The following is a 22,779-nucleotide window of genomic DNA, read 5'->3' as shown; positions in this document are numbered from 1 at the left end:
CCGGCGATTTTGTGCCCTGCATTTATCGCTTTGTGCTGCGTTGCAGCAGACCCAGCGCCGTGAGCATTAACAGCAACCCGGTGATCAACGTCAGTGTCGCCATGGCCATCCCCTGACCCACCGAACCCTGTTCAAACTGCCGCCAGATAAACACCGCGACCGTTTGTGTTCCGGCGGGGGCCAGTAACAGTGAGGTGACCAGTTCGCGGGAAGCAATGGCAAACACCATTAACATGGCCGCCAGCATGGCCGGAAAGACCAGTGGGAGCACGATCAGGCGCAGTGCCTGCAAGGCGCTGGCGCCGTGCACCCGTGCCGCAGGCTCAAGATTGCCGCCGAGCTGACGCATAGCGCTACTGATATAGCGCACCGGCCAGGGCAGCAGCAGGCAGCAATAGGAGAGCAGCAAAATTACCCACGTGTTGTAAGGGGAAACCGGCCAGAACGCACGGTTCCACATCAGGATCAGTCCCACCCCGACCACAACCCCCGGCAGCGCCGCGGGCATCAGCGAGAGCGCATCGATGATTGCGCGCCCTTTTATCTTCTGTAATACCACCAGCCAGGCAATGCACAGCCCCAGCAAACCGGTGAACAGCGCCGCCGCCAGCGCCAGCGACAGACTGGTGCCAAGCGCCCAAAGCGCATCGCCCCGTTCGGCGAACAGCGCGGCAAAATGTTTCACCGTCAAATTATCGAGCGACAGGCCAGCCGAGAGTGTCGAACTGAATCCGGTGATTGCCATCGACAATCCTGGCAACACCACCGCAATTAAGCCGACCAGCGCCATGATAATGACGACCGGAATGCCTGCCAGACCGAGCCGTGCGCCCACGTGTTCCGTGGGTTTACCCGAGACGCTGGTGACGTCGCTGTCGCCGGTGAGTTTGCGTTGCAGCCACCATCCGCCCAGCGCGATGGCGATCAGCACGACGGAGAGCAGCGCGGCACCCGGCATGTCGATGGGCCAGTCAGCCAGCTTCTCTTCAATTCCCACCGTCAGCATCACCACGCCGGCACGCGTCCCCAGTGCGGCGGGAACGCCGTACTCTTCCACCGCAAGGGTAAACGCCAGCAGCATCCCGGCAGCCAGTGCGGGAGACAACAGCGGCAATGTGATATGGCAAAATGCTCGCCATGGCGTCGCACCGTGCACGCGCGCCACCTGCGCGAGGCGTTGCCCGCTGGCGAGCAGGCTGCGTGACACGGCAAAATAGACCACCGGGAAAATATTCAGCGTCATCACCAGCACAATCCCGCTTTTGCTGAACAGCAGATTATTCAGGTCAAGGCCGGTAAGCTGCATCAGATATCCCTGCGTTTGCAGGATCAGCATCCATGACAAGGCGGCAATATAGGGCGGCGTGAGGAACGGGATCAAAAACAGCAGATCCCACAGTTTTGGCCACGGCACATCGAATAACCCCCGCACGATGCCGAGCGGCAGGCCAATCAGCATGCTGAGTAGCGCAACCCCGGTGGCAATGTGCAGCGTACCGCTGAACATGGCGGGCAGTTGCGGTTCCGCCAGCAGCGCAGGCACTCCAGCGAACGCATCGTTGAATGTTCCCGCACTGAAATGCGGGAAAACAGCCTGCAACACAATAAACAGCAACGGTAACGCCACCAACAGCGCCAGTAGCGCCATCGTCACCCGCGCAATCATTTTCTGGTTCACAGCGGCGATCCTGAAAGCGGGGTTACCCCCGCCGAAATGAGAATGGGATTACTGCGCAAACAGTGCATTAAAGCGCTTCAGCACCTCGCCGCGTTCGCTGGCACCGCCGCTTTGTGTCGGCAGCACCTTCAGTTCGGTAAACAGCGGGCGTTTCGCTTCAACATCGGTACGGGCAGGCATTAGCCAGGCATCGGCAACCATTTTCTGCCCCTCCGGCGACAGCACATAGTCCACGAATGCTTTGGCGTCATCCGCATGCTGCGTGGTTTTGAGGATCATCATCGGGCGTGGCGCAATGACCGTGCCGCTGGCCGGGAAGATCACTTTCAGCGATTCACCCTGCGCAATATTGCCGTAGGTGACGTAATCCACCGCGCCAAACACCGCCGCTTTCGCGCCTTGCATCACCGGCGTTACGGCCTGCGCGTTCGGACCGCTCACCACCATGCCGTTTTGTTTCAGGGCGTCGAACAACTGCCAGGCTTTCTCACCCATGCCGTTTTGCAGGCCAATCAGTAGATCCAGCGACGCGCCGGAGAGCGCCGGATCCGGCGTGGTGACTTTATCTTTAAAATCGGCGGTGGTCAGATCCTGCCACTCTTTCGGTTCCGGGGTGCCGCTTTTGCTGTTCCACACAATGCCCAGCGCGGAAACGCCTTGCGCAATATAGTCCGCACTTTTCAGCGTCTCGGGCACTTTCGCGGCGTTCGCACTGCTAAACGGCAGCAACCAGCCCCGGTTATGCAGATCTTCTGCGGTGTCCCAGGAGGCGGAGATCAAAATGTCCGCCTGCGGATTGGCCTGTTCCGCTTCCAGTCTCGCCATCACTTTGCCGGTGGTGGCCTGGAAAATATTAACCTTCACCCCGGTCTTCTGTTCAAAACCGCTGGCAAGGCTTTTCGCCAGCGACCCGGGGCCTGCGGTATAGACGGTCAGCGCATGCGCACTGGACATCATCATGGATGACAACACCATGGCTAAAGCGACTCCTTTTTTGACGGACAGTATGGCTTTCATGCAATTTCCCCTGAGGATGATGTAACGGTGCGTTCAGATTCAACATTGCCAGCGGCGAGGTGCACAATGCGGTCGGCAAGCCATTCCGCTTCCCGGCGATCGTGGGTGACGTACACGGCAGTGGTGCCGATTTGGCGCAGCAATTGCGCCATCTCATGGCATAAGGATTCGCGCAGTGCGCTGTCGAGGTTGGAGAGCGGCTCATCAAACAGCAACACACGGGGTTCGGCGACAATGGCGCGCGCCAGCGCGACGCGCTGCTGTTGCCCGCCGGACAACCCTGCGGGTTTACGCCCGGCAAATGCCGCCAGCCCGACTCTTTCCAGCGCCTGCATTACGCGTTGCTCACGCTCTGCGCGCGGAACATTGCGCATCTTCAACGGAAAGGCGACGTTTTGCGCCACGCTCATATGTGGCCACAGGGCGTAATCCTGAAAGACCATGCCAATGTCGCGCGCTTCAGGCGGTAACGACCAGCCTGCTTTCGCCACCAGGCGATCGCCAAACCAGATCTCGCCGGACGCGGGTTCAGCCAGCCCGGCCAGCAGTCGCAACAGCGTACTTTTGCCGCAGCCGGAAGGCCCAAGCAACGCAACGACGCTACCGGGTTGAATATGCAAGTCGATGTGATTGAGAACGGTGTGTGCGCCGAACGCGTAGGAGACACCTTTAAGGCGGATATCGGTGAATGCATCCATCAGCAGGCTCCCACAGCGGGAAGCCGTGCCTGACCCATGAGCCGCAGCCCACAGGACGCATCCACCTGCACAAACGTCAGGGGAGCAAACATCATGTTATCCTCTTTGGGATTTGATGCGGCTGACTATAGGCAGGGAATATGACGAAGAAATGACGTGAATATTGCGCGTTGATTTTTAACAGAATGTCTAAAATGATAGGCATACCTCTCTTTACCCATAAAAAGGCGATATCGCGTGCGTATAGCAACGATCACTAATTTTGCTTATGTCGCCACGGTGGTCTTAACGCTGACATCCGGCGTGGCGTTATTTCTGGCGTCCAGTGCGGAGCGCGAAGAACGCGCCGCTGTGGCGCAAAACCGTGTTTTCGATTCACTCACCGATGATCTGGAAAAAGAAGCGTACGCCCTCACCGACCTGGCGCGCGATGCGGTGATAAAAAAGCAACCTGAAACGATACAGAGCTGGAAAACCCGCGAAGAGCAGGACGTGGAGCTGGAGAACCGCCTGATCGCGCTGCACGATAATGGCGCGTCCGATGCCGAGATCCTGATATTGCGCGATGGCATTTCGACGCTGGATCAGCTTGAAGATGAACAACGCATCGCCATTGCCAATATGGAGGCCGGTAAAGTCAGTGAGGCCATGGATTTGCTGTTTAGCGCGAACTATGAAGAGCGTCTTTCGGAAACGGATTACCGTTTCGCCCATTTTCGCAGCCTCGCCGATCAACGTACCCAAACAGCCATTAATGAAGCCACTGAGCGGTCGTTACGTTTGCGTACACTGTCGGAAATCATGGTCGGTTTGACGGCGGTCCTGTTTCTCTTTGTCCTTGGTTTTATTATCAAACATCGCATTCTGCGCCCGGTGGTCACGCTGAGCGATGTGGTTAACCGCCTGGCGACGCAGGATTACGCCGTGGAAGCGCCAGTGCTGGCGCAGGTGGATGAAATTGGCGATATGGCGCAGGCGATTCGCGTATTTCGTGAAAACGGTCTGGCCCGCCAGCGTCTGGAGCAGGAGCGCGATGCGGAATGGGGAACGCGGACGCTACTGGCGCGCATGACGCAGCGCTTGCAGGGCTGCGACTCCCACAGCGCGATCATCAAAGTCGTCAGCCGTTTCGCACCGCGGATCATTCCGGATATGGGCGGTCGTTTGTATCTTCTCGATAAACGCACCGGACGGATGAAATGTGCCGCGCGCTGGGGATTGCCGCCGGGCGAGGATCCGGCCTTTTCACCCGACAGTTGCTGGGCGCTGAAACGCGGGCAATTGCACAGCCCCAGTAAAGACGCGGTGGATATGCCCTGCGAACATATTTCGCCGGAGATTGCGCCACGGGCGATTTGTGTGCCGCTGAACGCGCAGAATAAGAGCATTGGTCTGCTGACTTTCGATAACTACACGCCGGATAAAGAGCCGCCGTATATCTATCTGGAATTGTTAGCGGAAACGCTGGCGCTGGCGTTAGCCAACCAGATCCTGCGCGATACGCTGACCGAAAAAGCGACCTTCGACTCGCTAACCGGGCTGCGTAACCGCCACAGTCTGGATGAGACGCTGCGCAGTATGATCGATCAGGCAATGGTTGAAGGCACGATGCTGAGCTGCCTGATGGTGGATGTCGATTACTTCAAGAGACTCAATGACCTGCACGGGCATGAAGCGGGAGATAAGGTTTTGCGCGAACTCTCACATTTGATTACCGATGTGCTGGATGACAAAGGGCTCGCCTTCCGTTACGGAGGTGAAGAGTTTCTGCTGATCCTGCCGGATACCAATGAGTCGCAGGCCATGAGCGTTGCACAAACGCTGCTGGATACGGTGTTGAACCATCTGATGCTGTACGAATCGCAGGATATTGGCCCGGTTTCGGTTTCCATCGGGCTGGCGACCTGGCCGCGCCATGCCAGGGCGGATAACCTGGTGCGGGCCGCGGATCTGGCGCTCTATCTCGCCAAAGAACAAGGACGCGGGCAAATTGTTGTCGCCCGCAATGCTGATAACCACCGAACGGAGTAACCGTGATGAGTCATTTTCGCCCCGTGGCACTGGAGCATGCCAGCCGTTTGCTGAACCACGGCCCGACCATTTTAATTACCAGTCGTGATGAGCAGATCGACCGCCGCAATGTGATGGCGGCGGCATGGTCAATGCCGGTGGAATTCTCTCCACCGCGTATTGCCATTGTGGTGGACAAAAGCACCTGGTCACGTGAGCTGATTGAACGTAGCGGCATGTTTGGCATTGTGGTGCCGGGCGTCGCGGCGACAAACTGGAGTTATGCCGTTGGCAGCGTGACCGGGCGTGATGAAGATAAATTTAACTGCTACGGCATCCCGGCGTTTGCCGGGCCGGTACTCGGCCTGCCGGTGATTGAAGAAAAATGTCTGGCCTGGATGGAGTGTCGCTTGCTGCCGCCCACCGCCGCGCAGGAGAAGTACGACACGCTGTTTGGCGAAGTGGTGTCGGCGGCGGCGGATGATCGCGCCTTTATTAACGGGCGCTGGCAGTTTGATGACGACAAGCTCAATACGATCCATCACCTTGGTGGCGGCACGTTCGTCACCAGCGGCAAGCGTATTACCGCTGGTGAATAATGTTCCCCACGACGTGGTTACTTCTCGGGCAGTGCAGCTATCCAGTTCATTGCCAGTTCTGGCCAGAGGGCGGCAGGCTGGTTTTTCACACCGCGAATGCCAAAACCGTGCTGACCGTGGCTGAACAGATGCAGCTCTGTCTGCACGTTGTGCGCATGCAGGGCGTTAAACATCACCAGCGAGTTCGCGACTGGCACGGAAGGATCGTCGACCGCGTGCAGTAAAAAGGTCGGCGGCGTTTGCGCCGTAACATTCAGCTCCGGCGAGTAATGCTTAATCTGTTCGGCTGTCGGTGTATCGCCAATCAGTGCCTTACGCGATCCCGCATGGGCAATCGCCGCGTCCATGGAAATCACCGGATAGCCCAGCACGACAAAGTCCGGGCGTGCGCTTTGCCGATCGATGGCATCCACAGGTGCATAAACGGCTTCGTCGTAACGGGTTTCAAGGCTGGCGGCGACATGTCCACCGGCGGAAAAGCCCATCACGCCAATGTGCTGCGGGTTTATCTTCCATTCGCCCGCGCGCGCTCGCAGGGTTCGTAGCGCTCTTTGCGCATCTGCCAGCGGCGCATTAGCCCCTTCCGCATGCCCGTCTTCCGGCATCCTGTATGTCATCACAAACAAGGTATAGCCCCGGTCGTTAAAGGGTTGGGCTAAATCGCTGCCTTCTTTGTCCAGCACTACGCGTTTATACGATCCGCCGGGCGTCACCAGCAGCGCAACTCCGTTGGGTTTTTTCGGCAGGTAAACGGTCACTTGTGGAGCGCGGATTCCGGTGACAGCGCGATCCGGCAACGCCGGATCTTTGCTGCGTTCGGTTAAGGTAAAGCTGACCGGGCTGTTTTTCGCGCCGGGCGCATCGCCGGATGGCCAGACAGGGAATGTGGTTTGCGCGGCGAGCGCCACCTGCGAGGTCAGCAGCAAGGTGATGGCAAGTAACTGAGGTTTATAGGACATAGGCATCTCCATAGCGAAAATGCCTGTTTATCATTTACCCCGTGCGGGAAACCCGAACTACTGCACAAAACGGGGTTTCACTATTATTGAAATGATCAGCTTGCGGCGATGGCGCGAATCACCGCAGCAGTGACGTCATGCGTCGTGGCGGTGCCGCCCACATCCGGCGTCATGATCCCTTCGGCGCTCACCTGCTCTACCGCCGCCATCAGCCGCTGCGCTGCCCCGGCTTCGCCCAGGTGTTCCAGCATTTGCGCGGCGGTCCAGAAACTGGCGACCGGGTTAGCGATCCCCTTGCCGGTGATATCAAACGCGGAACCGTGGATCGGTTCAAACATCGACGGGAAACGCCGCTCCGGGTCGATATTTGCGGTAGGCGCAACACCCAGACTGCCCGCCAGCGCACCCGCCAGGTCAGAAAGAATATCGGCATGCAGGTTGGTCGCGACGATGGTATCCAGCGTTTGCGGGTGCAGGGTCATGCGGACGGTCATTGCGTCAACCAGCATTTTATCCCAGTGCACATCCGGAAATTCCTGCGCCACCTCCTGCGCGATTTCGTCCCACATCACCATGCCGTGACGCTGGGCATTGGACTTGGTGACAACGGTAAGCCGTTTGCGCGGACGGGACTGCGCCAGTTTAAAGGCGTAACGCATAATGCGTGTAACCCCGGTGCGGGTAAAGATAGCCACTTCGGTACCCACCTCTTCCGGTAAACCTTTGTGCGCCCGCCCGCCGTGGCCGGAGTATTCACCTTCAGAGTTTTCGCGCACGATCACCCAATCCAGCGTCCCCGGTTTGGCATGGCGCAGTGGCGACTGAATACCCGGCAGGATTTTGGTGGGACGCACGTTGGCATATTGATCAAAACCCTGGCAGATCGGTAAGCGTAACCCCCAGAGCGTGATGTGATCCGCGACATCCGGCGCGCCAACCGCGCCAAAGTAGATGGCATCAAATTTTTTCAGTTGCGCGAGACCGTCTTCCGGCATCATCACGCCATGGGTTTTGTAATATTCCGAACCCCATTCAAAAGTGTGAACGGCAAATTCAATGTTGCCCTGCCGTTTTGCCAGTGCGTGCAGCACCTCCACGCCAGCAGAGATCACTTCCGGGCCAATGCCATCTGCGGGAATGGCGGCGATTGCGTACGTTTTCATGGGTATCTCCTTGTCATTGGTGTTATGACGAGTATGCAGAGATCCCCGGGGCTTTCAGCGGCACGGAATTATACAAAAAATCGCAATAATGAGAGTTGGTCTAACGTGTTGAATCAGCGGAATAAAAATGCCCACAAAAGCGGTGTGGGCAGCGGGAGATTTACATATCGTAGCCGGGTTTTTTGATCAATTGCGCCATTTGCGGGGCGATATCCGTATCCCAGACCTGCGTTTTCCAGTCGTCCGGCGCGACCTGATTCAGGGCGACGCTGATGGAACTCTCTTTGCTGTTCAGATGGCGAATAATCACCCCGGCGATATCCTCCGCCAGCGCGGCTTTTTGCTCATCATTCAGTTCGCGGGGAAAACATTTGATATCAACGTGCGGCATAGCAAACTCCTTATTTTATGAGATCGCTACAGTAGCACAGCCGCTCAGCGTCGATTATCAAATGATGTTGTTATCGCGCCTGAACGGAGAAACCCTACGCTCAGGGCAGCGTGGCGAGAAATTCGTCTGCCTGCTGCGGTGTGCTAATGCGAACAAAGCGCAGATGTTGATAGCGGGGATCGACCATGTACTCCCCGTAACGCTGGCGATTACGGCGCCAGGTTTTCAGCATCCAGAAAATGATGGAGTCGCGGCTCAGAAACGCGCGCCGCAGGCTTTCCCGGTTGCCGGTTTCCGGCCACAGCTCCTGTTGACTCCGCGCCCGCGCAATGGCGCGCAGCGTCACCTGGCGCAGGGTGTGCCAGAATCCGTAATCCACCCACACCACAATATCCACATCGCGCCATTTGATATCACGGCTGCGATCGTAGTTACCGTCCAGCACCCAGTCCGGTTGACTCAGTGCTTGCGTCAGTCGGGCATAGAACTCCTCTTTCGGCGTCCCCTGCCAGTTGGGCCGCCAGTAGAGGAGATCCATCTCGATATAGGGAATATTCAGCTGGCTGGCGATGCGCCTCGCCAGCGTGGATTTGCCGCTGCCGCTGGTGCCAATCACATTTATTTTCATAGCATTACGCGGATTCCCGCTCAACAAAATGGAAACCGATGTCGACAATTTGCTCGTCAACGTCGCTGCCTTCAATACGGTCTGCCAGCATCGTCGCCGCGCGCTGGCCGATAATTTGCCGATCCACACTTACGGTGGTAATGGCGGGCTGATTCCCGGCGGCGAAATCCAGATCGCCGAAACCGATCACCGCCAGGTCCTGCGGTACCCGCATGCCGCGGGATTGCGCTTCGATTATCGCCCCCTGCGCCAGCGTATCCGAGCTGCAGACAATCACATCACAGTCGCCGCAGGCCAGCAGTTGCGCCAGCCCTTCGCGACCGGAGGTAAAACGCGCAGGCAGCGCTACATCGACAGCCACAGGATCGGTAATGCCATGACGCGCCAGCACTTCACACAGCCCGCTTTTACGCTGGGCGGCGCGTTTATCCACGGTCCACAACAGACCCGGTCGGCGGTAGCCCTTGCGCAGAAGATACTCCGCCGTGGCCTGGCCCACTTTTTCATGGGAAAAACCGACCAGCATATCCAGCGGCGTCGGTGTTAAATCCCAAATCTCCACCACCGGCACGCTGGCATTAAGGATCACTTTTTTCAGATCTGTCGAGTGGTGAATACCGGTCAGTACAATACCATCCGGGCGACGGGACAACAGCGCCGCCACCAGTTCCGCTTCCGTCTGTTGCGTGTAACCCGCTACGCATAACAACATATGATAACCGCGCACCGCCAGTTCATCGCTGATGGCCTGAATGGTATCCACAAACATATTGTTATTGATTTGCGGTACCACCACCGCCACCAGTTTACTGCGGCGGGACGCCAACCCACCCGCCAGCGCATTCGGGATATAGCCCGTGGCTTTGACGGCGGCAAGCACCTTTTCCACGGTTTTCGGTCGCACCAGTTGCGGCGTGTTAAGCGCCCTACTTACGGTCATTGAAGAGAGCCCCGCAGCGCGGGCGACGTCTTCAAGCGTTGGCGCACGCGGCGGTATGGAACGGGATGTTTTCGACATGGTCACTCACAAAGAATTAAACGGCATTCGGCGTTCTCCGCCTCTATTTTTGTATTATACCGCGTTCTCCCATCATTGCCGCTCTCCCCTCATAAATCAGTGCGTTATATAACATTTTGGCATCACGATGTTAACGCTATCATTTTTACCGTTCACGTAGGAAAGCAGAATGCAAAATGTGATATTGTTAACAATAAGTGCCCTTCTGCCGCATCGATTTGTGATCGATTGTACATAATTGGCGCAGAACTCTGGTCATTACATTTCTCTGGATCTAAAAATGTTAGCGCAAACATTTATACTGTCCTCAGGAGCTAATCATGACCGTAAGTGCGAATTCCGATGCTGTAACCTATGCCAAAGCCGCAGGGGTAAAAACCGCTGCCGAAACCGGCGACCGCATCGAATGGGTAAAACTCTCCCTCGCCTTCCTGCCGCTTGCCACCCCGGTGAGCGATGCAAAAGTGCTGACCGGCCGCCAGAAACCGCTTACCGAAGTGGCGATCATCATTGCGGAAATTCGTAGCCGCGATGGATTTGAAGGCGTCGGTTTCAGTTATTCCAAACGTGCGGGAGGCCAGGGCATTTACGCGCATGCCAAAGAGATCGCCGACAATCTGCTGGGGGAAGATCCTAACGATATCGATAAGATTTACACCAAACTGCTGTGGGCTGGCGCGTCTGTCGGGCGTAGCGGCATGGCGGTACAGGCTATCTCCCCTATCGACATTGCGCTGTGGGATATGAAAGCCAAACGCGCAGGCCTGCCGCTGGCGAAACTGCTGGGCGCGCATCGCGACTCGGTACAGTGCTACAACACCTCCGGCGGCTTCCTGCACACCCCGCTGGATCAGGTACTGAAAAATGTCATCATCTCGCGGGAAAACGGTATCGGCGGGATCAAAATCAAGGTCGGCCAGCCGGATACCAAAGAAGATATCCGCCGTCTGACCGCCGTGCGTGAAGCGTTGGGTGATGACTTCCCGTTGATGGTGGACGCCAACCAGCAATGGGACCGCGAAACCGCTATCCGCATGGGCCGCCAGATGGAGAAATTCAACCTGATCTGGATTGAAGAGCCGCTGGATGCCTACGATGTTGAAGGTCACGCGCAGCTCGCCGCCGCACTGGATACACCGATTGCCACCGGGGAAATGCTCACCAGTTTCCGCGAGCACGAACAGTTGATTCTCGGTAATGCCAGCGATTTTGTGCAGCCGGATGCGCCGCGCGTTGGCGGGATCTCGCCGTTCCTGAAAATCATGGACTTAGCCGCAAAACATGGCCGCAAACTGGCGCCGCACTTTGCGATGGAAGTGCACCTGCATTTGTCGGCGGCTTACCCGCTGGAGCCGTGGCTGGAGCATTTCGAATGGCTGAACCCGTTGTTCAACGAGCAACTGGAACTGCGCGACGGTCGCATGTACGTGTCCGACCGTCATGGTCTGGGCTTCACCCTCAGCGAACAGGCCCGCGCCTGGACACAGCTCAGCTGTGAATTTGGCAAACGTCCGTAAGTCGTAACCTCTGACGGGAGATCCCTCCCGTCTTTTTTGTTCCCTACACCACATTCAACCCTGTTTCGAGGAGTTGTGATGAATACAATAATTAAACGCACCAATGTGCGTTACAGCATCCTTATTTTTTTATTTCTTGCCACCGTATTTAATTATGCCGACCGCGCCACCCTTTCGGTGGTTGCGCCGATCATGAGTAAAGAATTAAATTTTGATCCGGAAGCATTAGGACTCGCTTTTTCAGTTTTTGGTATTTCCTACGTGATTATGCAAATTCCCGGCGGCTGGCTGCTGGATAAATATGGTTCCAGACTGGTTTATGGCTGTGCATTAATCGGCTGGTCGGTAGTGACCATGTTTCAGGGCACGATTTATCTTTATGCCAGCCCGCTTATCGTACTGGTGGTGCTGCGCCTGATGATGGGTGCGATTGAAGCCCCGGCCTTTCCGGCCAATAGCCGTCTTAGCGTGCAGTGGTTTCCGAACAAAGAGCGCGGTTTTGTGACGGCGGTCTATCAGGCAGCGCAATATATTTCACTGGGTATTATCACACCGTTAATGACGCTTATTTTGCATAATCTGAGCTGGCATTATGTGTTCTTTTATATCGGCGCTATTGGCGTGGTGTTGGGGATATTCTGGCTGGTAAAAGTGCGCGACCCGCTATCCCATAAAGCGATTAACCAACATGAGATTGATTATATTCGCGAGGGTGGCGGCGAACCGACATTAGGCAGTAAAAAAGGCCCGGCCAAAATCAGCATGGCGCAGATTAAAAGCGTCTGTATTAACCGTATGATGATCGGCGTTTATATTGGTCAGTTCTGCGTCACCTCCATCACCTGGTTTTTTCTTACCTGGTTTCCGACCTATTTATACCAGGCAAAAGGCATGTCGATTCTGAAAGTCGGTTTCGTCGCCAGTATCCCGGCAATCGCAGGCTTTGTTGGCGGGCTGCTGGGTGGCGTGTTCTCCGACTGGCTGTTAACACGCGGCTACAGCCTGACGACCGCGCGTAAGTTCCCGGTGATTTGCGGCATGCTGCTCTCCTGCGTGATTGTGATGGCGAACTACACCAGCTCGGAAGTGGTGGTGATTGCCGCCATGAGCGTGGCGTTCTTTGCCAAAGGGTTCGGCAACCTCGGCTGGTGCGTGCTGAGCGACACGTCACCCAAAGAGGTGTTGGGGATTGCCGGTGGCGTGTTCAACATGTGCGGTAACCTGGCGAGCATTATCACCCCGCTGGTGATTGGCGTGATCCTCGCCAATACCCACTCCTTTGATTACGCCATTCTCTACGTTGGCTCAATGGGGCTGATTGGCCTGTTCTCTTATCTGTTTATTGTTGGCTCGCTGGAGCGTATCACCCTGACGCCTTCCGCTGCCTGAGTATGATCCTGGCGTTCTCCTGCGCCACGCTGTTCCGCGCATTGTACTCCCGGCGGAACAGCGTTTTTTTTATCGGCTAGTCGTACGTGATCCCCGGTGGGTTGACCAGCGAACGTTCGACCCCTTCCCCCTGCTCTCCCCAACGCGCCAGCACCTGTTGATATTCCCCCCGCACAATGGCCCCATCCAGCGCGGCCTGCAAGGCGTAAACCAGCCCATTGTCTTTTTTGGTGGTTGTGGCGACCCAGGCTTTTTTCGGCCCAAGACCGACCACTTTGGTGGTACCGTTTAGTGCTGCTTTGTACGCCGCCACTGACTGTGGACCAAACACCACATCCGCGCGCCCGGACTGAATATAGAGAGTACCGGAGGCGTCGTCCGTCAGGTAAATCGGCTGCGCCAGGGGCCGACCGGCGGCGCGGTTCTCCTCATTCCAGCGCAGCAGAATGCGCTCCTGATTGGTACCTGACCCAACAATCACCTTGCGGCCGGAGAGATCCTGCGCCGAACGAATGGCCGGGATAGCACTGGAGGATTTCACCGAGAACGCCAGCGAATCGGCGCGATAGGTGGCGAAGTCAAACTTCTGTTTGCGCGCTTCTGTGACCGCAATATTCACCAGTGCCACATCATAACGACCAGAAGTGATGCCCAACGGCCAGTCTTCCCAGGCGGTGGGCACCAGTTTGAGTTTTAAGCCGAGGCTTTGCGCCAGCAAGCGGGCAATATCCGGATCGCTGCCAATACGTGTGCGGTTATCACTGGCGAGCAGCGCCAGCGGCGGCGAATTAAGCGCAGAGATCGCCACGGTTAATGTTCCGGGTTCGACAAACCTGTAACTGGCCGGGATTTTGGCGATGGCGGCTTCATCTCGCTGTACCGTTATCGGCTGTTCATTGGCCTGTAAATCAATCTGCCCGGCGGCGAAACTGCCTGTGGTGATCAACAGCAGCGCCAGTAATCCTTGTTTCATCGTCGCTCCTTACAACACCCGAGATAAAAACTGCCGGGTGCGCAGATGTTGTGGATGGTTCAGCACCTCGTCGCTGCTGCCCTGCTCAACAATTTTGCCATCAACCATAAACACCACCTGGTCGGCAACTTCACGAGCAAAACCGACTTCATGCGTGACCACCACCAGTGTCGACCCGGCGCGCGCCAGCTTTTTGATCACATCCAGCACTTCGCCTACCAGTTCCGGATCCAGCGCGGATGTCGGTTCGTCAAACAACATCACGCGCGGGCGCAATGACAGCGCACGGGCAATGGCGATACGTTGCTGTTGTCCACCTGAAAGGTGGCGCGACCAGGCATCCGCTTTATGGCGTAACCCCACCACATCCAGCAGTTCGTAAGCCTGTTCAATGGCGGCTTTGCGGCTCAGCTTTTTATGGGCGATGGGCGCTTCAATCAAGTTTTCCAGCACCGTTAAATGCGGGAACAAATTGAAGTTCTGAAACACATAGCCGACGTTGACGCGCTGGCGCAGGATCTCCTTCTCTTTCAGTTCATACAGCTTGTCCCCTTGCAGGCGGTAGCCAATGTAGTCGCCGTCGATCCGGATAAAACCTTCATCAACGCGCTCCAGGTGGTTAATGGCGCGCAATAATGTGGACTTCCCCGACCCGGATGGCCCAAGGATCACCGTCACTGACCCCGGTGGGATCTCCAGTGAAACCTCATCCAGCGCTTTGTGGCGACCGAAGTATTTGCTGACGCCGGTAATCGAGATATGACCATTAAGAGAGGTTGACATGCACAGGCTCCTGGGGTTGCGTTATGCGCGCCGTGGCGACAGAGGGAGTGCGAACGCGCGACGGATTAATGGCCGAACGTCGTTCGCTGCGGGCCAGCCAGCGTTCCACCAGGTGCTGAATCGCAGACAAGACACTGGTGATCACCAGATACCAGACGGCACCAACCATCAGCAGCGGGATCACTTGCTGGGTGCGGTTGTAGATCATCTGAATGGTGTAGAACAGTTCCGGCATCGCCAGCACGTACACCATCGCGGTGCCTTTGGCGAGGCTGATGATTTCGTTAAAGCCGGACGGCAAAATGGTGCGCAGCGCCTGCGGTAAAATGATGCGCAGCGTGCGCCGCCAGGCAGGCAGCCCCAGCGCAGCGGCGGCTTCATACTGCCCGTGGTCGACGCCGAGAAAACCGCCGCGAATAATTTCGGCGGTATACGCACTCTGCACCAGCGTTAGCCCGACCACTGCGGTGGAAAATTGTCCCAGCACATTAATGGTGTCATAACGCGCCCACGCAATGCCGGTAAACGGAATGCCCAGCGAGAGCGTGTCGTAGAGGTAGGAGAAGTTATACAAAATGATCAACACCACGATCAGCGGCAGTGAGCGAAACAGCCAGATATAGCCCCACGCAAGGCTACTTAACAGCCAGGATGCGGAGAGTCGGGCCAGCGCCAGCAGACCGCCGAACACCACGCTCAGCGCGGTACCCAGCAGGGTTAACAGCAGGGTTTGCCCTAACCCTTCGAGGATCACCGGGTCGAAAAACCAGCGGGCGAAAACTGCCCATTCCCAGCGCGGGTTAAAGGCCACCGATTGCACAATGGCAGCCAGCACAAACAGGGCGACAAACGCGCCGACGGTGCGGAGCGGATAGCGTGCAGGCACCACTTTCACGGTTTCTGTACTTTTCATGGTCGTTCCTCAGGCGGTTTTACTCAGTTTTTCTGCCAGCAGCGCTTTGGTAAAACGCAGCCGACCATCAAACGGCGGCTGACTGAACTCTTCCGGATCGCGGTTCAGGTCAAATTGCGCCTGATACCCCTGACTCAGGTAGAGACGCACCGCTTCCGGCTGGCGAAAGCCGGTGGTCAGGTAAATCTGGCGGTAACCTGCACGTTGCGCCCGGCGCTCCAGTTCCTGTACCACGCGCGCCGCCAGCCCCTGCTTGCGCAGCGTCGGTTTGGTCCAGATTCGTTTGATTTCCGCCGTCTGCGCATCAAAAGGTTTGTAAGCCCCGGTGGCGATGATCTCGCCGTTGCGCTCCAGCACAATAAACAGCCCCTGTGGCGCTAAATACCATTCGGTCAGCTCCACTTCCGCATTGCGGGAAAAGTAGTCGCCGTAACGTGCGGCGTATTCGCCAAACAGCCCGGTTAAAATGGGTTGTAGCTCCTGCGCTTCTGGCGAAACGTCGCGGAATCGTTCACGCATTGCCGTCTCCTTAATCACCCAGTCCGGCCGGATTGATCTCCGACGCCGGAATACGCTCCACCCCTTCGCCCCAGCGATTGAGCACCTTGTCGTAATCCCCGTTTTGGATAGCGCCATTGAGCGCGGTTTGCACGGGTTCAACCAGACCACTGCCTTTACGCAGCGTCACCGCAATGTGCGCCGCTTTCGGCCAGCCGCCGTCCACGCTGCCAACCAGCCTGGTGTTGCCGGTCAATGCCGCTTTCCAGGCACCGATCACGTTCGGGCCAAAGTACGCGTCGGCGCGACCGGATTGCAGCGCGAGGGTCTGGGCCGCATCATCTTTGGTGTACACCGGGGTAAACGGCTTCAGCCCTTTTTTCAGGTTTTCAGCGTTCCACGCCAGCAGGATCGCCTCCTGATTGGTGCCGGAGCCAACAATAATGCGCAATCCGGCAATCTCTTCCGCGCGCTCAATCTGCTTGATTGCACTGGTGGATTTGACGTAGAAGCCAAGCGAATCTTTGCGATAGGTGGCGAAATCGAACTTCGCTTTGCGCTCTTTGGTGACGGTAATATTGCTGATTGCCGCATCGTACTTGCCGGAGGTCACACCCAGCGGCCAGTCCTCCCACGAGGTCGGTACCACATTCAACTCCAGTCCCAGACTGCTCGCCACCAGGCGGGCGATATCCACCTCGCTGCCGAGCAGGGTTTTGTTGTCATCGGCAAACACGGTCAGCGGCGGTGAGTTCAACGCCGCAACGGCAACGGTCAGTTTGCCCGGCGTGACAAAGTGGTAATCCTTGGGCAGTTGTGCAATGGCGTCGGCATTTTTCGCCGTCGTGATCGGCGTTTTATTGGCCTCCAGGCTGACGCCCGTGCCGTTGATATTGACGTCCTTTGCCCAGGCCAGCGGCGTAAGCGCCAGCATCATGGCCAGCAATAGCGATGTTTTCTGCATAGCGTTAACTCATCTTTTATTGTTGTGAGAAGGGATTCACCGGCAGCGGAAGACCTAAGCTTTCACGCAGTGTGGTGCCGGGGTATTGCGTGCGAAACAGACCGCGCGCCTGCAACAGGGGAACGACCTTGTCGACAAAACGCGGGAAGGTGTCTGGCGTCCCGCCCTGGATGATGAAACCGTCGGCGGCATAGTTTTCAAACCACTGCTGTAAGCCGTCGGCGACCTGCTGCGGCGTACCGGAAAAGCGCGGGCGCGGCGATGCGCTTTCCAGTGCCACCTGGCGCAGCGTCAACTGGCGCTCGCGGGCGTTGCGTTTGATCTCATCAGTGGTGCTGCGAAAACTGTTTTGCCCTAAATCGCCAATATCCGGGAAAGGCGCATCGAGCGGGTACTGGCTGAAGTCATGATGCTCAAAATAACGTCCCAGATAGTTAAGCGCATCGTTGATGGAGACCAGCGCCGCCGTGGTTTGATACTGCTGTTCCGCATCCTCTTCGCTGTCACCGACGATCACGCTGACACCCTGGAAAATATGCAGCTCATCGTGGCGGCGGCCATACTGTTCCAGTTGCGTTTTCACATCGCGATAAAATGCTTTCGCCTCTTCCAGGGTCTCCTGATGGGTAAAAATGGCGTCGGCGTGATGCGCCGCCAGTTTTTTGCCATCGTCTGACGCCCCGGCCTGGAAAATAATCGGTCGCCCTTGCGGCGTACGGCCAATATTTAATGGTCCGGCAACCTGAAAGAAATCGCCGTGATGATTGAGCGTATGTAATTTCGCGGGATCAAAAAATTGCCCGCTGTCTTTATTACGAATAAACGCGTCCTCTTCCCATGAATTCCATAACCCTTTCACCACTTCCAGATATTCATCGGCAATGCGATACCGCAGAGCGTGATCGGGATGTTGCGCACGGGAAAAGTTCTTCGCGGAGCCTTCCAGTGGTGAGGTCACCACGTTCCAGCCCGCACGCCCCTTGCTCAGGTGATCGAGGCTGGCAAACTGTCGGGCAACGGTAAACGGTTCGCTATATGACGTGGAGAGCGTGCCCACCAGGCCCAGATGGTGAGTCACGCTGGCCAGTGCGGATAATACGGTGATGGGTTCAAAACGATTTAAAAAATGCGGGATCGATTTTTCATTAATATATAAGCCGTCGGCGACGAATAAAAAATCAAGTTTACCCTGTTCGGCAATGCGCGCCGTTTCCAGCACAAAGTCAAAATTAATACTGGCGTCCGCGACTGCCGCCGGGTGACGCCACGCGGACATATTTCCTGATGCACCATGTAATATGGTGCCAAGCCGCAGTTGTCGTTCTGTAGACATAATCCATCCTCCTTTTCAGGCAACAGGTGACCCGGGGCCGGAGCCCTGGATAAAGACATTCACATCAGTGTTGGAGTAAGGCTTTTTCCGCCAGCAGTGCGAAATAACGCGCAGCGCCTTCAATTAACTGCTCATCGGGATTAAACGCCGGATGATGCAAGCCGTATTCGCTGCTGCTGCCAATGCTGACAAACGCGCCGGGAATATGGTGTAAGTAGACCGCAAAGTCTTCGCCGCCCATATGCAGGTCGGCCTCTTCGGTGCGATACCCGTGCCAGTCGGCAACATCGCGGGCAAAGGTGGCCCATCGCTCATGGTTTACCAGCGCGGCGGGTCCCTCAAACCAGGTGACCGCAATCTCCGCATCGAACGCCTGCGCCAGTCCGGCGGCAATCTCATTAACGCGGCGTTTTACCTGGTCGCGTACGGCTATCTGGTGAGTTCGCAGCGTCCCTTCCAGTTCCACCGCTTCCGGCAGCACATTCCAGGTGTTACCACCCTGAATACGGGTGACGCTCAGCACCACCGAGTCCAGCGTGTTGATATTGCGACTGGCGATACTTTGCAGCGCCACCACCAACTGGCTGGCCAGCAGGATCGCGTCGTTGCCTTCGTGTGGACGCGCGGCATGCGCGCCTTTACCGGTGACCTTCAGCGAAAAGCGATCCACATTGGCGTAAAAGGCCCCGCCGCGCGTGGCAAAGGTGCCCACCGGCAATCCTGGCTGATTGTGCATGCCGAAAATGGCGTTCACCTTATCCAGCGCACCGGCCTGGATCAACCGTTTCGCACCGCCGAAATTCTCTTCCGCAGGCTGAAACAGAATGCGCACGCGACCGGCCAGTTGTGGCTCTTTCTCTTTCAGCAGCAGTGCTGCGCCGAGCATCACGCTGGTGTGAATGTCATGCCCGCAGGCGTGCATCACGCCGGGGTTACGCGACGCAAAAGGCACATCGACGGCTTCGTCAATCGGCAAGGCGTCGATATCCGCTCGCAGGGCGATCACCTTTTCTCCGCTGCCCACTTCTGCCACCACGCCGGTCGGCAGCGTCAGCGGAAGCAGACGTAATCCTGCGCTCTCCAGCCAGTGGCGAATACGGCGGGTGGTTTCGAACTCCTGTAATGAGAGTTCAGGATGTTGGTGCAGCTCACGCCGCCAGTTGATCAGTTGCCCGGCAAAACTCATCCTGCCACCTCCTGGGTGGTATGCGCATCAGCGAAAGCCTCCGCCAGCAACTGCAATGAACGGATCCGCGCCGTCCCTTCAGTAATAGGGGTATCGATAATAAATTCATGGATGCCATAGTGCTGATGCAGAGCATCCAGTCCTGCCAGCACCGTTTGCGGCGTGCCGGCAATCAGCGAAGGTTCCCGGCGCGCAATACGCACTGCCGGACTTCCTGCCTGACGTGCGAACGCATGCCCCTGCGCTTCACTGGCGACGCTAACCCGTTGACCGTTGGCTAACTCCACGCCCCAGATTTCCACTTGCTGCGCCAGCGCATCGGCCTGCGCCTGCGTCGTGGCGACAATCACCTGCACGGCAACGAGGGTGTCTCGCGGGCTTTGTTGCTGCCATTGCGTGACAACGTCACGAAGAAGCGTTTTATCGCCATTCAGATGCGCCGCGAAAACAAAGTTCCAGTTCAGCCGGGCTGCCAGTTCGGCGCTCTCCAGGCTGGCGCCGAGCAGGAAACCCTCAGCACGCTGCGCAGGCAATGGCGTGGGCAGCACCGTCTCTTCGGCGCTGTCGTCTTTCGCCAGCGAGAGCCAGTTGTCCAGTTGCGCCAGTTGATCGGCAAAGCTGCCCTTTTCGTCGTTGTGCACGCCCTGCTGCAATGCGCGGGTGGAGAGCGGTAATCCGCCCGGCGCTTTGCCGACGCCGAGATCGACCCGCCCCGGCGCGAGGGTTGCCAGCAGATTAAAGTTTTCCGCGACTTTGTACGGGCTGTAGTGTTGCAGCATCACACCGCCGGAGCCGACGCGAATACGCCGGGTCTGACCGAGGATCCAGGCGATAACCAGCTCCGGGGACGGGCTGGCCAGTTGCGCGGTGTTGTGATGTTCGGCTATCCAGAAACGGTGATAGCCCCATTTCTCCGCAAGCTGGGCCAGTTGCAGCGTGCGATTCAGGGCGTCCTGTGCGGTTTCATGTTCCGCAATGGGGCTTTTATCCAGCAGACTCAGACGATAAGACATGCAGCGCACTCACGTTAGAAAAGAGGCTTTTATTATTAGGACGCGCTGAATTTGCTGTGAAACAATTAATTTACATTAAATAAGCAAAAAATTTGCAAAGTAAGTACATGCGCGCGCTGCAGTCATTGTTAATGCTTATGGATCAAAGAAGGCGACTGTTCTGATTTGTTAAAATTCGTTTTGCTGCTCACGGTTATTTCTGTTGCATTTTTCGCCATTATGAATCAGTTCCGCTACCTGACACCGGTGACCTCACAATTTCCACTAATAGTCGCCGCCTTTCTGGTGGGTATGTTTTGCGTCGTTAATCGATTGCGGTTACGATGCTGCGCCATGTTTTGTCTTATCCATACGCAGAATGACTGGAAAGACAGGGCGTTTACCCGACGGGGCAATCGTTTGGTTAGCCATCCCGAAGGTTGAGGAACTCAGCAAGGTTCAGACAGGTGAACAGGTAAACAATGAAAAAAGATCACAACCACGCTGCCGATCATCACGCGGCAAAACGACGCTGGCTTAACTCTCACGAAGAGGGCTACAGCCGGGCTATGGGTAACCGCCAGGTACAAATGATCGCCATTGGCGGCGCAATCGGTACCGGTTTATTCCTGGGCGCAGGCGCCCGACTGCAGATGGCGGGGCCGTCACTGGCTATCGTCTATCTGGTCTGCGGTATCTTCTCTTTCTTTATTCTACGCGCACTGGGCGAACTGGTGTTGCACCGCCCTTCCAGCGGCAGTTTTGTCTCGTATGCCCGCGAATTCCTGGGTGAAAAAGCCGCGTTTGTTGCCGGCTGGATGTACTTCGTGAACTGGGCCATGACCGGTATCGTGGATATCACCGCCGTGGCGCTGTATATGCACTACTGGGGCGCATTTGGCGATGTCCCGCAATGGGTATTTGCCCTTGGCGCGCTGGCGATCGTCGGTACCATGAACATGATCGGCGTGAAATGGTTCGCCGAAATGGAGTTCTGGTTTGCGCTGATCAAAGTGCTGGCGATTGTGGTGTTCCTGGTTGTCGGTACGATTTTCCTCGGCACCGGTAAACCGCTGGACGGCGGCACAACTGGCTTCCATTTGATTACCGACAATGGCGGTTTCTTCCCGCACGGTCTGCTGCCTGCGCTGGTACTGGTACAGGGCGTGGTCTTCGCCTTTGCCTCCATTGAACTGGTCGGCACCGCGGCGGGCGAATGTAAAGATCCGCAGAATATGGTGCCGAAAGCCATTAACAGCGTGATCTGGCGTATCGGCCTGTTCTACGTTGGTTCTGTGGTGCTGCTGGTACTGCTGCTGCCATGGAACGCTTATCAGGCAGGTCAGAGCCCGTTTGTGACCTTCTTCTCCAAACTGGGCGTGCCGTATATCGGCGACATCATGAACATGGTGGTGCTGACCGCGGCGCTCTCCAGCCTGAACTCGGGTCTCTACTCTACGGGTCGTATCCTGCGCTCGATGTCGATGGGCGGTTCCGCACCGAAATTCATGGCGAAAATGAGCCGTCATCACGTGCCTTACGCCGGGATTCTGGTCACTATTTGCGTGTATGTTGTTGGGGTGTTCCTGAACTATCTGGTGCCGTCGCAGGTGTTTGAAATCGTGCTGAACGTCGCATCGCTGGGCATTATCGCATCGTGGGCGTTTATCGTGGTTTGCCAGATGCGTCTGCGTAAAGCCATCAAAGAAGGTAAAGCGGCGGATGTGAGCTTCAAGATGCCGGGCGCGCCGTTCACGTCATGGCTGACCCTGCTGTTCCTGTTCAGCGTATTGGTACTGATGGCGTTTGACTACCCGAATGGGACTTACACCATCGGCTCTATCCCGCTGATCGCGGTTCTGCTGGTTGCTGGCTGGTTTGGCGTACGCAAACGCGTACAGGCTATCCACAGCACTGCGCCGGTTGCGCCGAGCGAAGAAACCAAAGCGCCGCTGGTTGAAGAACCGTCACGCTCGTAACCGTTCCTTTTCGTGAACAAGCCTGCGCCCGCGCAGGCTTTTTTTATGCGCAAACACCACGCTTCACACTTCCGTCAGCCATAAAAAAGCT

General features: G+C 56.8%; 19 protein-coding genes and 1 pseudogene. 5 read left to right on the top strand and 15 right to left on the bottom strand.

Going from position 1 to position 22,779, the window contains the following annotated elements; translation table 11 throughout:
* Positions 1-22: 22 nt before the first annotated feature.
* From ACQ3G7_RS12690 to ACQ3G7_RS12680, 3 genes are read right to left on the bottom strand one after another with little or no spacing between them, the layout of a single operon-like run.
* Complete coding sequence (locus ACQ3G7_RS12690) at positions 23-1,666, bottom strand: ABC transporter permease (protein ID WP_430890138.1); 1,644 nt, start codon at positions 1,664-1,666, stop codon at positions 23-25.
* Positions 1,667-1,726: 60 nt separating this feature from the next.
* Positions 1,727-2,695 (bottom strand): ABC transporter substrate-binding protein, encoded by a 969-nt coding sequence (locus tag ACQ3G7_RS12685; protein ID WP_263096548.1) that lies wholly within the window; start codon positions 2,693-2,695, stop codon positions 1,727-1,729.
* Positions 2,692-3,393, bottom strand: a complete 702-nt coding sequence (locus ACQ3G7_RS12680; protein WP_430890057.1) for an ABC transporter ATP-binding protein — start codon at positions 3,391-3,393, stop codon at positions 2,692-2,694. The genes ACQ3G7_RS12685 and ACQ3G7_RS12680 overlap by 4 nt, the downstream gene beginning before the upstream one ends.
* Positions 3,394-3,630: 237 nt before the next feature.
* On the opposite strand from ACQ3G7_RS12680, the gene ACQ3G7_RS12675 reads away from it, so the two are divergent.
* Entirely contained in the window at positions 3,631-5,424 is a 1,794-nt protein-coding gene (locus ACQ3G7_RS12675; RefSeq protein ID WP_430890056.1) for a diguanylate cyclase, read from the top strand.
* 5 nt (positions 5,425-5,429) lie between these two features.
* Positions 5,430-6,002: a flavin reductase family protein gene (locus ACQ3G7_RS12670; protein ID WP_430890055.1), complete on the top strand. Its 573-nt coding sequence runs from the start codon at positions 5,430-5,432 to the stop codon at positions 6,000-6,002.
* 17 nt (positions 6,003-6,019) lie between these two features.
* On the opposite strand, the gene ACQ3G7_RS12665 is transcribed toward ACQ3G7_RS12670, so the two are convergent.
* From ACQ3G7_RS12665 to ACQ3G7_RS12645, 5 genes are all read right to left on the bottom strand, one after another.
* Positions 6,020-6,961, bottom strand: coding sequence for an alpha/beta hydrolase (locus tag ACQ3G7_RS12665; RefSeq protein WP_430890054.1), 942 nt, complete (start codon positions 6,959-6,961; stop codon positions 6,020-6,022).
* A gap of 95 nt (positions 6,962-7,056) precedes the next feature.
* Positions 7,057-8,124, bottom strand: a complete 1,068-nt coding sequence (locus ACQ3G7_RS12660; RefSeq protein ID WP_430890053.1) for a tartrate dehydrogenase — start codon at positions 8,122-8,124, stop codon at positions 7,057-7,059.
* 160 nt (positions 8,125-8,284) lie between these two features.
* On the bottom strand, positions 8,285-8,515 hold the full coding sequence (gene pptA, locus ACQ3G7_RS12655) for a tautomerase PptA (RefSeq protein WP_088237569.1): 231 nt from the start codon (positions 8,513-8,515) through the stop codon (positions 8,285-8,287).
* A gap of 100 nt (positions 8,516-8,615) precedes the next feature.
* Positions 8,616-9,143, bottom strand: coding sequence for an AAA family ATPase (locus tag ACQ3G7_RS12650; protein WP_430890052.1), 528 nt, complete (start codon positions 9,141-9,143; stop codon positions 8,616-8,618).
* Positions 9,144-9,147: 4 nt separating this feature from the next.
* Positions 9,148-10,161: a LacI family DNA-binding transcriptional regulator gene (locus ACQ3G7_RS12645; RefSeq protein ID WP_430890051.1), complete on the bottom strand. Its 1,014-nt coding sequence runs from the start codon at positions 10,159-10,161 to the stop codon at positions 9,148-9,150.
* Between the two features lie 320 nt (positions 10,162-10,481).
* On the opposite strand from ACQ3G7_RS12645, the gene ACQ3G7_RS12640 reads away from it, so the two are divergent.
* Positions 10,482-11,678, top strand: coding sequence for an L-talarate/galactarate dehydratase (locus tag ACQ3G7_RS12640; protein WP_263100812.1), 1,197 nt, complete (start codon positions 10,482-10,484; stop codon positions 11,676-11,678).
* 78 nt (positions 11,679-11,756) lie between these two features.
* Positions 11,757-13,067 carry an MFS transporter gene (locus ACQ3G7_RS12635; RefSeq protein WP_430890050.1) on the top strand — a complete coding sequence of 437 codons (1,311 nt, stop codon included), beginning with the start codon at positions 11,757-11,759 and terminating at the stop codon, positions 13,065-13,067.
* A gap of 76 nt (positions 13,068-13,143) precedes the next feature.
* Here ACQ3G7_RS12635 and ACQ3G7_RS12630 read toward each other — a convergent pair whose 3' ends face one another.
* The 7 genes and pseudogenes from ACQ3G7_RS12630 to ACQ3G7_RS12600 all read right to left on the bottom strand — a co-directional run bounded on the left by ACQ3G7_RS12630 (position 13,144) and on the right by ACQ3G7_RS12600 (position 20,730).
* Entirely contained in the window at positions 13,144-14,040 is an 897-nt protein-coding gene (locus ACQ3G7_RS12630; RefSeq protein WP_430890049.1) for a transporter substrate-binding domain-containing protein, read from the bottom strand.
* Positions 14,041-14,049: 9 nt separating this feature from the next.
* Complete coding sequence (locus tag ACQ3G7_RS12625; protein ID WP_430890048.1) at positions 14,050-14,823, bottom strand: amino acid ABC transporter ATP-binding protein; 774 nt, start codon at positions 14,821-14,823, stop codon at positions 14,050-14,052.
* On the bottom strand, positions 14,807-15,736 hold the full coding sequence (locus ACQ3G7_RS12620; RefSeq protein ID WP_430890047.1) for an amino acid ABC transporter permease: 930 nt from the start codon (positions 15,734-15,736) through the stop codon (positions 14,807-14,809). Before ACQ3G7_RS12620 ends, ACQ3G7_RS12625 begins: the two co-directional genes overlap by 17 nt.
* A gap of 9 nt (positions 15,737-15,745) precedes the next feature.
* Positions 15,746-16,255: a GNAT family N-acetyltransferase gene (locus ACQ3G7_RS12615; RefSeq protein ID WP_430890046.1), complete on the bottom strand. Its 510-nt coding sequence runs from the start codon at positions 16,253-16,255 to the stop codon at positions 15,746-15,748.
* Between the two features lie 10 nt (positions 16,256-16,265).
* A pseudogene (locus tag ACQ3G7_RS12610) lies at positions 16,266-18,531 on the bottom strand (NtaA/DmoA family FMN-dependent monooxygenase).
* 64 nt (positions 18,532-18,595) lie between these two features.
* Positions 18,596-19,717 (bottom strand): amidohydrolase, encoded by a 1,122-nt coding sequence (locus ACQ3G7_RS12605; RefSeq protein WP_430890045.1) that lies wholly within the window; start codon positions 19,715-19,717, stop codon positions 18,596-18,598.
* Positions 19,714-20,730: an MsnO8 family LLM class oxidoreductase gene (locus ACQ3G7_RS12600; RefSeq protein WP_430890044.1), complete on the bottom strand. Its 1,017-nt coding sequence runs from the start codon at positions 20,728-20,730 to the stop codon at positions 19,714-19,716. The genes ACQ3G7_RS12605 and ACQ3G7_RS12600 overlap by 4 nt, the downstream gene beginning before the upstream one ends.
* A 461-nt stretch (positions 20,731-21,191) precedes the next feature.
* Between ACQ3G7_RS12600 and ansP the strand changes: the two genes are divergently transcribed.
* Complete coding sequence (gene ansP, locus ACQ3G7_RS12595) at positions 21,192-22,688, top strand: L-asparagine permease (protein ID WP_263100804.1); 1,497 nt, start codon at positions 21,192-21,194, stop codon at positions 22,686-22,688.
* Positions 22,689-22,779 lie beyond the last annotated feature (91 nt).

Source organism: Kosakonia sp. N21 (genome assembly GCF_050587465.1).
GTDB lineage: Bacteria > Pseudomonadota > Gammaproteobacteria > Enterobacterales > Enterobacteriaceae.
This window is presented reverse-complemented; position numbering and strand designations above follow the sequence as displayed.